Source organism: Microcoleus sp. AT8-A3 (genome assembly GCF_036705675.1).
Taxonomy (GTDB): domain Bacteria; phylum Cyanobacteriota; class Cyanobacteriia; order Cyanobacteriales; family Microcoleaceae; genus Microcoleus.
Window position 1 is genome coordinate 1 of record NZ_JAUBVD010000105.1, and the last position, 10,700, is coordinate 10,700.

The following is a 10,700-nucleotide window of genomic DNA, read 5'->3' on the forward strand; positions in this document are numbered from 1 at the left end:
GGAACTTGGATCTTAGATCCGAACGCTTGTGGAGAGTTGACCGCTACCGATGTTGAAGTAATTCTGCATCGGCAAGTCGATTCTGCGAATCAAGAATCCCCTCGGCTTTAGCCAGGGGAGTGTCAAGTGGACAGTACCTGCATTGACTGCGATACTTGTCGGTGGATGGCACCTGAAGTATTTACTCAAGCGGGAGAACAGTCTGCGGTTTACCGCCAGCCAACTAATGAAACTGAAGAAATGCGATCGCTCGCGGCTCTTTTGTCTTGTCCCACAAGTTCGATCGGCACTGTAGAAAAACCCAAAAGCATCAAACAAGCTCAGCAACTGTTACCCGCACTCGTAGCAGAAAATGTCTATCACTGCGGCTACCACTCAGAGAAATCCTACGCTGCAGCCAGCTATTTAATTGTCCGCCCTGAAGGAAACATTTTAGTTGATTCTCCCCGTTTTGTGCCGCCGCTAGTCAAAAACATAGAAGCAATGGGTGGCATTCGCTATATGTACTTGACTCACCGCGATGATGTCGCAGATCATCAACAATACCGCGAGCATTTTGGGTGCGATCGCATCATTCATTATGACGAAATTAACGCTGATACTTGCCGTGTAGAAATGCAATTGTCGCCCACAGAACCGTATCAACTAGCAGATGATTTGTTGATTATATCGGTGCCCGGTCACACGAAAGGTCACACAGTTTTGCTTTACAATAACAAGTTTTTGTTCACCGGCGATCATCTTGCTTGGTCGGAAAGTTTGCAGGAGCTAGTTGGCTTTCACGATGTCTGTTGGTATTCTTGGCCAGAACAAATCAAATCTATGCAGAAGTTGGCTAATTACTCGTTTGAATGGGTGTTGCCGGGACACGGCCGCAGGTATAATGCCGATCGACAAACAATGAGCAATCAAATGCAAAAGTGTATTGCTTGGATGCTCGATGCTTAGTGCGATCGGGTTCATAACTCCGACTCAGCGAGATTCATTTGACTCCGGTAGCCTGTGAAAATCCGACTGCCATCTTTGAGAATATGAATCTCCATCCTATCTCTATTCTCGACAAGCGCGTGAATCTGCGTCAATCCCTTGTCCGGGGCGGTTAATACATTCTCTTTTTTTCACCGCAGATAAACACAGATTAACGCAGATGAATCCCTCTGAATAGACTTAGGATCGCGAATTAAATAATTTACACTCTTGAAAGTGGGGAGTAGGGGTTGGGCTTATAGCCCGCCATTTCTGGACGGGCGGGACGCCCATCCCACAAGAACCATCACGCATTCTAAGTTATTTAATTCTCATTCCTTAGCGAATGACTGCTAATGGGCTCAAGCAAGCTGCTAGATCGGCATCAGGGGTGGTAATGGCCTGCAAGTTATATTTCTCCGACAGAAGCTTGAATACATTGGGAGAAATAAACGCCGGTAATGTCGGCCCTAAACGAATGTTTTTAATCCCCAAATGCAAGAGAGTTAGCAAGACGGCTACTGCCTTTTGTTCATACCACGACAGAATCATGGAAAGGGGTATATCGTTGACACCTACCTCAAAGGCATTGGCTAGGGCTACAGCAATCTGAATCGCTGAGTAGGCATCGTTGCACTGACCAACATCCATCAGGCGGGGTAGTCCGTCAATGTCGCCCATTTGTCGATCGAAGAAGCGAAACTTACCGCAAGCTAGGGTGAGCACGACACAATCATCAGGCACTTTTTCTACGAACTCGGTGTAGTAGTTGCGATCGGGTTTGGCTCCATCACAGCCCCCCACCAGGAAGAAATGGCGGATTTTACGCTGTTTCACAGCCTCAATGATTTTATCTGCCACCCCTAGGACTGTATTGTGGGCAAAACCAACTGTGACTTCCCTGGGGGGTGCATCTTCAGTAAAGCCGGGAAGTGCCAGTGCTTTCTCAATAACGGGAGTAAAATCGGGTGTGTCATTGTCGATCGCACTCAAGTTAATCAGACCCGGATAGCCGACGGGGCCAACGCTAAAGAGTTTATCTTCATAATAGGAATGGGTTGGCATTAAGCAGTTGGTCGTAATCACGATCGCACCGGGGAACTTGCCAAAATCCTTGGTTTGGTTCTGCCAAGCAGTGCCGTAGTGACCGTAGAGATGGGGATACTGCTGTTTTAGTTTGGGATAGCCGTGGGCTGGTAGAAGTTCGCCGTGGGTGTAAACAGTAATTCCCGTGTCTGCTGTTTGCTTGAGTAAGCCTTCGAGTTGTTTGATGTCATGTCCTGAAACCAGAATCGCCTTCCCTTGCCGTGGATTGAGGGGAACAGGCGTGGGAATTGGGTGCCCATAGGTACCGGTATGTCCGGCATCCAATAGTTCCATAGAGCGCAGATTGATGGCTCCCACCTCAAGAGCAAGATTCACCCAATCCTGCAAGCTCAAAGTCTGGTTATCGAGGGCGACAAGTGCCTCATAAATGAAACGATACACCCGCTCGTCTTCCTGGCCCACTTCGTAGGCGTGGAAGGTGTAGGAGGCAAGACCCTTAACCCCATATAGCACTGTGAGTTTGAGTGAGAAAATATCCACATTCAAGCCAGACTGACTGAGGAACTGAGACGAAATCAGCTCACCCTGCTCAACCAGGCTATCCTCAAAGTTGGGTTCAAAGTCGGAAATTGCAGCCCAGGTAGGTGGAGTGTCTGTTGCTTGCTGCACTTGAGCCTTGAGGTTGGCGCGATGGGCGATCGCTTCTTGGAGATACTCAACAAACCGCTTTTCGGAAAAGTTGACATTCGTCATCGTGGCAAAGATCGTTTCGCAGGTGAAGACATCCACTGCATGAGTATCAATGCCTAACTCCTTTGCTTTCAGGGCAATCGGAGCCAACCCGCGCAGATAATAAATCAGCAAATCTTGGATAGCATTCACCTGGGGACTTTTCCCACAAGCACCAAACTGATGGCATCCTTGTCCGCTTGCTGTTTGTTCGCATTGTTCACAGAACATTGATTTTTTCCTTGTTGAATTGGTTAGAATTTACGCAAAAACTCGGTTATGAAAGTATTTATCCGTCCCTGACTATGTTAACTAATCTGAGTTAACAAATCTGACGCTGATTCATAGGGACTTGGAAAACCGTTTGCTTGAGTGGGGGATGAGATAGCTATCAAACACCGATGCAATATTGCGAATTAGCAAGCGCCCGATCGCAGTTACTTCAATGCCATCGCCCCAACGTTTGATTAACCCATCGGCTTCTAAGGCATCAAGTTGTGGCAAAACCTGAGCAAAATAGTCATTAAAATCTAGATCGAATCCGAGATGGTATTTTTCTTCCAAATCCTGCACCGACAGTTGGAATTGACACATCAATTCCATGATTACTGTGCGCCGAATCAGATCGTCATGATTAAGTCTAACACCTTTTTCGATAGGCAATTCACCCCCATCGATCGCCAGATAAAAATCTTTCAATCCCTTGTGGTTTTGGGTATACACATCCTGCAACATACTGATGGAAGTCATGCCAAAGCCCAACAGATCCGATTCTGGCTTAGTGGTATAACCCTGAAAATTCCGATGTAGTTGCCCAGCTTGTTGCGCGATCGCCAGTTCATCATTAGGCTTGGCAAAGTGATCCATACCAATAAACACATAGCCACTTTGCGTCAGTTGGTCGATCGTACTTTGCAGAATTTTCAGCTTTTCCCCCGCAGTGGGCAAAGCAGATTCCGGCATTCGTTTCTGAACCGGTTTGAGCCAGGGAACATAGGCAAAATTAAAGACGGCAATGCGATCAGGATTTAATAGCAAGGTCTTCTGTACAGTTTCCTGGAATGTGGCTTGTGTCTGGAAAGGTAAGCCGTAAATCAAATCTACATTTACACTTTCAAACCCAGCTTCCCGCATCCAATCCATCACATCAAACAACATCGCTTCCGGCTGCACCCGATTGATCGCTTGCTGCACGGTGGGATTAAAGTCTTGAATGCCAAAACTAATCCGATTGAAGCCTAATTGTCGCAAAAATAGAATATATTCGCGATCGATATAGCTAGGGTTGACTTCGATCGATATTTCTGCTGCGTCATCGAACCGAAAATATCGATTTAACTGGTTCCAGAGAAACTCTACCTGAGTGCGATCGAGATAGTTGGGCGTGCCGCCGCCCCAGTGCAACTGATGCACCAGCCGATCGGCATCCACCAAACTGGCAACTTGGCGAATTTGGCGATCGAGATAGCCTAAATAGGGTTCTACCACCTCCTTGCGCTGGGTAATGATGGTATTGCAGCCGCAGAAATAACAGGGCGTTTCACAAAAGGGGATGTGGCAGTAAAGCGATAAGGGGGTTTGTTTGTGATTGCCGATGGCGATCGCGGTTTTAAATGCTTTGCGATCGAAGTCAGTGCTTAATTCTGTGGCGGGTGGATAGCTGGTATAGCGAGGTAAAGGCTGGTTGTATTTATTCAACAATGCAGCATCAAATTCAACCGTTTGTGATAACTGTTTCATTAACTAATGTATCCTTCTGTTGTTGTGTAAATTCAGAACCCCGGCATATTTTAGAGATACGATCGATCTTGTTTTCCTTGGGCGAGTTATTTCGCGACAGATTCTCGCTTGGCATGAGGGCTGCGGCCTTCTGTGCTACCGGGGCGATCTTGCCGAGTCAGCAAATCAAAGGTATGATCTCCAATCGCCGCTTTCACATCGGCTTCGAGTTCGTGCATTACATCCTGGTTAAGGGTAAATGCCGCATTTGCTTCGGCGACAATTCGCTCGATCGTGTCAGCATCCACCGGAAACTCATCAAAGGTTTGGCGATAGCGTTCCTTAAATACTCGCCTTGCTTCTGGTGTCGAGATTTGGGAAAATTCATAGAAATTTGTTCCTTGATCCGGCGGCAGAGACAACGCCGATCGAATCACGTTTTTCAAGCTTTGTCCGCCGGATAAATCACCCATGTAGCGGGTGTAGGCATGGGCAATCAGCAGGACTGGATCGGTTTTTGAGAGGGTTTGAATGCGATCGCGATACACACAACCCGCAGGAGAAGCCGTAATTTCCTCCCGCCAATTTTCACCGTAATAAAAAGCTAGATCGCAAGCCAGATTCTCAGTGCGATTTAACTCAGGGAAATAGAGGGTTCCGATAATCGGGTGGTTGACATGGCTCTGCAAAGCCGTTTCTAAGGCGCTGTAAACAAAGTACAAATCGGCAAATAGTTTACGCAAAGGTTCCCGTTCCACAATGCCTTTGATAAAGCATTTCATAAATGCAGTATTTTCGGCTGTGGTGTGGGATTTTATCGTGCCTTCTCGGAGGCGTGTCGATAGATTAGTCATGGCAATATCTCCTAATTAATAGCGGTTCTGGACGATTCAGCATTAATCGAGGGCAGTAAATAAAGGCGCAACAACTGCCACGCGATCGCAGCAATCCAGGGTAATTTTTGGCAAAATTGGATGGCGGCAGGGCGCTGATTAGTTGAGATTTCTGCTAGCTTCTGATTGGCGATCGCACATCGATCCAAACGAGGAAAGAATTCTGGATGGTGGGTATCTAAAATACTGGGAAACGCCCGTTTTGCTGTTTCATTGGTGTGATGAATCACCTGCTTGTTATATTCATCGGGGTCGATGCCGATCGAGTCATAAAATGTGGAGCGTTCCAACACCGTCATTGTGTGGGTGGCAAACACCGTCAGTAGGAAAAAGCGCGCCCAGAGTCTTGCTTTCCAGTTATTCCAAAGCTTAGGCTGCGATCGCAACAAAGCCTTAAAGAAATCCCCATGCCGATTTTCGTCTTGGCACCAATTCTCGAAGTAGCGAAACAGGGGATAAATTTGATGTTCTGGATGTTGTTCTAGATGGCGATACACCAAAATATAGCGCCAGTAGCCAATTTTTTCCGACAGATAAACAGTATAAATTACCCATTCTGGAGGGAAGAATGTGTAGGTACGATTTTTTGTTAAATAGCCCAGATCGAGAGACAACCCAAAATCTGCCATCGCCTTATTCAAGAAACCGGCGTGACGCGCTTCATCCCGTGCCAGTAAGCTAAAGGCTTCCGATAACAACGGTTGGCGATTCTTAAGTTTGCGGGAGAGTTCTTTGAACAACAGAAAACCCGAAAATTCTGAGGTACAGGAGCGCTCTAGAAAGTCAATAAATGCCTTTCGCGTTTCGCCATCAATCTTGTCCCAGCATTGCTCAAACTCTTGATTGCGGACAAAATGGTGGCGGTTATAGTCCGCGCGCAATTCTGCTACAACTGCTTCTAATTCCGCTTGTTGCCCGGACAGATCCATTTCGGCAACGACATCAAAATTGGTGGTGTAAAAGCGTGGTGTTAACAGGGTTTCTTGAACAGGTGCTTTAATGCTGGATGGGAGACCAGCAGACTCCGATTTACTAATTGAACTGACCATAGGAGTGGAGAGTGGATTGTTCGGAATTGATGACTGTGCACCACATTGCCTTAATCCGCGATCGCCCACAAGTCAGTTACCAGTGGTATCCTATAGTTACTTTAGGTAAAGCATTGAAGCCAATAGGACGCTTGAGCCATTTCTAAAGAAATATGGAAATTATAGTGAAGGGAGTTTATGGTGGAAGCGAGTCAGTGCGTAGAGGTTAAATGTCCGATTCAATTTGTGCTGGATTTGTTGGACAATAAATGGTCAATTTTGGTTCTACGCGAACTGTTTGGAGGCGATCGCCGTCCCCACGAATTACTCACAGCACTTCCTGGCATCAGCACCAAAACCCTCACCCAACGCCTACGAGAGTTGGAATCTCAAGGGTTAGTCGATCGGCGTGTGTATGCCGAGATTCCGCCCCGTGTAGAATATTCCCTCACGCCCAAGGGTCGCCAAATTCAACCGGTGATGGCAGCCCTGCATCAAGTAGGATCGCAGTGGCTGGGACAGGAGAGTTGCATTTGTCCCCTAACACACTCGGATGCTAAGGACGATTTAAATGCACAACAGCTTACTCCTTGAGATTGACTCAGAAACCGGGTTTTTTACGACAATATTTCGTTCCCACCGACAGATTCAGTAAAAACCCGGTTTCTTTAGTCAAAGTGCGTAAGCTCAGAAACCGGGTTTTTTACGACAATATTTCGTTCCCACCGACAGATCAAGTAAAAACCCGGTTTCTTGGATGTAGCATGGTGCTCAGAAACCGGGTTTCTTCCTAAATCGGGCGTGAGGATGTTTAGATACTCGTAGAAACCCGGTTTCTTAGATTTTGCGCGGTGCTTATGGAGTTTGGAGGCTGTTGGTGGGGATGTAGAAACCGGGTTTCTTCCTGAATCTGGGTGATGATACATAAATTATCGCAGAAACCCGGTTTCTTGAGGCTTTTTGTGAGGTGGATTTCGGCATCTATCAAACCCGGATATCCCCCTAGCCAAGAGGGCGGGCACGGGGAGTAGGGGTCGCACCGCCCCTACAAGGGGGGACCGGAAGCGTTCTCAAAGTCAACCCCTACTCCCCTTTTTAAGGGGGATTTAGGGGTATCTAGACTCAGATATAAACGAGATTTACATTGATTACACTCTTAAGTGTATGCCTCCATTGGTAAACAAGAACAGACAAAATTACGATCGCCAAACGCATTATCTATCCGGCCCACCGCAGGCCAAAACTTATATTCGCGAGTCCAAGGTGCCGGATAAGCAGCTTGCGCGCGAGTATAAGGACGATTCCACTCATCAACCATCAGAGATTCTGCGGTGTGCGGCGCATTTTTCAAGACGTTATTTTGTGCGTCAACATTACCGTTTTCAATCTCCGCAATTTCGCCTCGAATCGCAATCATCGCCTCGCAAAAACGGTCTAATTCCTGCTTCGATTCGCTTTCCGTCGGTTCCACCATTACCGTACCAGCAACCGGCCAAGAAACCGTCGGCGCGTGATAGCCGTAATCCATCAACCGTTTAGCGATATCTTCTACTTCAATAGTCGCAGATTTTTTGAGCGATCGCAAATCTAGAATACACTCATGCGCCACCAAACCAGCTTTCCCTTTGTACAAAACCGGATAATAAGATTCTAACCGTTTTGCCATGTAATTAGCATTAAGAATTGCTACTTTTGTCGCCTCAGTTAAACCCACTCCTCCCATCATCCGAATGTACATCCAAGAAATAGTCAAAATGCTAGCACTTCCCCAAGGCGCTGCGGAAACAGCACCAACTGATTGGGATATTTCGCCTTTAGGAAGGGGGGGCTGTATGTTGCTCCCCCCCTTAGCAAGGGGGGGTTGGGGGGGGTAAGATTTTGATTCTTCATCAGTAGAAGGTAAGAAAGGCACCAAATGAGACATTACCCCAATCGGTCCCATTCCCGGCCCGCCGCCGCCGTGGGGAATACAGAAAGTTTTGTGCAAATTCAAGTGACAAACATCAGCACCAAAATCACCGGGGCGGCACAAACCAACTTGAGCATTCATATTTGCGCCGTCCATATAAACTTGTCCGCCGCAGTTGTGGACAATCTCGCAAATCTCTTTAATTTCTTCCTCAAAAACGCCGTGAGTTGATGGATATGTTACCATCAAAGCCGCCAGTTCTTTTTTGTGCTTGTCTGCTTTTTTATGTAAATCGGCGACATCAATATTGCCCTGGGAATCACACTCGACAGCAACTACTTTCATCCCCGCCATCACCGCGCTAGCCGGATTTGTACCGTGGGCTGACTGGGGAATCAAACAGATATTTCGGTGAGATTCGCCTCGGTGTTCGTGGTATTGGCGAATAACTAACAAGCCCGCGTATTCGCCCTGAGAACCGGCGTTTGGCTGCAAAGAAATTCCCGCAAAACCGGTGATTTCTGCCAGCCACTGTTCTAGTTGCACGAACATCATTTGATAGCCGCGAGTTTGATCGCGGGGTGCAAAGGGATGTATCTTGCCAAATTCTGCCCAAGTCACCGGCATCATCTCTGCTGTTGCATTCAATTTCATGGTGCAAGAACCCAAGGGAATCATCGATGTATTTAACGATAAATCCTTGGCTTCTAAACGGTGCAAATAGCGCAAAAGTTCAGTTTCTGAATGGTAACTGTTGAAAACTGGATGGGCGAGATAGCTGCTGGTGCGATCGCAAAAATCTGGTAAGGTCAAATAGGAATTCAATGCGTCGGCATCCAGCGGAATGTTGAGAGCATTCTGCCCGTCTGCCCTGATATAATCTTTATCCTGTGCAAAAATTTCCCACAACTCTTGCACATCTTCAACGCTGACAGTTTCATCTAAAGTGATTCCCACTGTCGAATCATCGAAAACTCGGAGATTAATTTTGCGTACTTTAGCAGCTTCTAGAAGTTCTGACAGCGGTTTGTCTCCCAATTCTACTCGCAGAGTATCGAAGAAAGGTTGAGAACCAATTGTGTATCCGAAACTTCTTAAACCGGATGCCAAAAGTGCTGTTAAAGTCCGTACTTTCTCAGCAATGTCTTTCAGTCCAGACGGGCCGTGATAAACAGCATACATACTCGCCATCACTGCTAGCAAAACTTGAGCAGTACAAATATTGCTGGTTGCTTTTTCGCGGCGGATGTGCTGTTCGCGAGTTTGCAAGGCCAGACGCAAAGCAGATTTGCCGTTGGCATCTTTAGAAACGCCAACTATTCTCCCCGGAACTTGCCGTTTAAACTCTTCTCGCGTGGCGAAATAGGCGGCGTGGGGCCCTCCGAATCCCATCGGCACTCCGAAGCGCTGAGTGCTTCCTACGGCTATATCCGCGCCGAATTCGCCGGGGGGTGTGAGCAAGCAAAGGCTCAATATGTCGGCGGCTACTGTGACTAATGCGCCGACTTCGTGTGCCGATCGAATAAAATCGGTATAGTCGTAAATTGCGCCGTCTGTGGCGGGGTATTGCAGGAGAGCGCCGAAGATTGTACGATCGAACTCAAAGCTTTGATGGTCGCCGACAATTACCTCAATTCCCAGCGGCTTAGCGCGAGTTTGCACCACTTCCACAGTTTGAGGGTGGCAATCTTGGGAAACAAAAAACGCTTTTGCCTTATTTTTGCTGGCGCCGTAACTAACCGCCATCGCTTCCGCCGCCGCTGTCCCTTCATCCAGCAAAGAAGCGTTGGCAATTTCCAAACCCGTGAGGTCAATTATCATGGTTTGGAAGTTCAGTAAAGCTTCCAATCGCCCTTGAGCAATTTCGGCTTGGTAGGGAGTGTAAGCTGTATACCAGCCGGGATTTTCTAGGATATTCCGCTGAATGACGGGGGGAGTGATGCAGTCGTGATATCCAGTGCCGATGTACGATCGAAATACCTGATTTTTTGCAGCAATTTCTTTCAATTCTGCCAAAGCGCTGTACTCGCTTTGCGCTGCGGGAAGTTGTAAGGGTTGAGAAATGCGAATCGCCGCTGGAACCGTTTTGTCAATCAACTCATCGAGGCTGGAAATGCCCAAAACATTGAGCATTTGCTGGATTTCGTTGGGTGTCGGGCCAATGTGCCGGCCCGCAAAACCATTGATGGAGGAAAGGTTTTGCTGCTGACTGGGTTCAAGTTGAGGGCTGTAGAGTACCAAGGCGGATTCTCCTGAATAGACTTTTGCTTCTTTGTTTGTAACATTTTGCTAAGAAAACCAGGAAGATTTTTTGCGTGTATCAAAGTCCGAGAGTCCGACAGTCCGACAGTCCGACAGTCCGACAGTCCGACAGTCCGACAGTCCGACAGGGGTTGAAACCCCTGTCTC

The 10,700-nt window shown here is 47.4% G+C and carries 7 protein-coding genes and 1 pseudogene; 3 read left to right on the forward strand and 5 right to left on the reverse strand.

Annotated elements, in window-relative coordinates; translation table 11 throughout:
• Nucleotides 1-111 (forward strand): annotated as a pseudogene (locus tag QUB51_RS29440) (transposase); the annotation flags it as partial.
• A 15-nt stretch (nt 112-126) separates the two neighbouring features.
• Nucleotides 127-948 carry an MBL fold metallo-hydrolase gene (locus tag QUB51_RS29445; RefSeq protein ID WP_333264031.1) on the forward strand — a complete coding sequence of 274 codons (822 nt, stop codon included), beginning with the start codon at nt 127-129 and terminating at the stop codon, nt 946-948.
• A 357-nt stretch (nt 949-1,305) separates the two neighbouring features.
• Here QUB51_RS29445 and hcp read toward each other — a convergent pair whose 3' ends face one another.
• From hcp to acsF, 4 genes are all read right to left on the reverse strand, one after another.
• A complete protein-coding gene (hcp, locus tag QUB51_RS29450) occupies nt 1,306-2,973 on the reverse strand; it encodes a hydroxylamine reductase (protein WP_333264028.1) in 1,668 nt (555 codons plus the stop codon).
• A 111-nt stretch (nt 2,974-3,084) separates the two neighbouring features.
• Entirely contained in the window at nt 3,085-4,482 is a 1,398-nt protein-coding gene (gene hemN / locus QUB51_RS29455) for an oxygen-independent coproporphyrinogen III oxidase (protein ID WP_333058518.1), read from the reverse strand.
• An 86-nt stretch (nt 4,483-4,568) separates the two neighbouring features.
• Nucleotides 4,569-5,315 carry a heme oxygenase (biliverdin-producing) gene (locus QUB51_RS29460; protein WP_333058516.1) on the reverse strand — a complete coding sequence of 249 codons (747 nt, stop codon included), beginning with the start codon at nt 5,313-5,315 and terminating at the stop codon, nt 4,569-4,571.
• A gap of 11 nt (nt 5,316-5,326) precedes the next feature.
• Nucleotides 5,327-6,403: a magnesium-protoporphyrin IX monomethyl ester (oxidative) cyclase gene (acsF, locus tag QUB51_RS29465; protein ID WP_333264025.1), complete on the reverse strand. Its 1,077-nt coding sequence runs from the start codon at nt 6,401-6,403 to the stop codon at nt 5,327-5,329.
• Between the two features lie 177 nt (nt 6,404-6,580).
• On the opposite strand from acsF, the gene QUB51_RS29470 reads away from it, so the two are divergent.
• Nucleotides 6,581-6,976, forward strand: a complete 396-nt coding sequence (locus QUB51_RS29470) for a helix-turn-helix domain-containing protein (RefSeq protein ID WP_333212269.1) — start codon at nt 6,581-6,583, stop codon at nt 6,974-6,976.
• A 562-nt stretch (nt 6,977-7,538) separates the two neighbouring features.
• Here QUB51_RS29470 and gcvP read toward each other — a convergent pair.
• Nucleotides 7,539-10,532 carry an aminomethyl-transferring glycine dehydrogenase gene (gene gcvP / locus QUB51_RS29475; protein WP_333264022.1) on the reverse strand — a complete coding sequence of 998 codons (2,994 nt, stop codon included), beginning with the start codon at nt 10,530-10,532 and terminating at the stop codon, nt 7,539-7,541.
• Nucleotides 10,533-10,700: the final 168 nt, after the last annotated feature.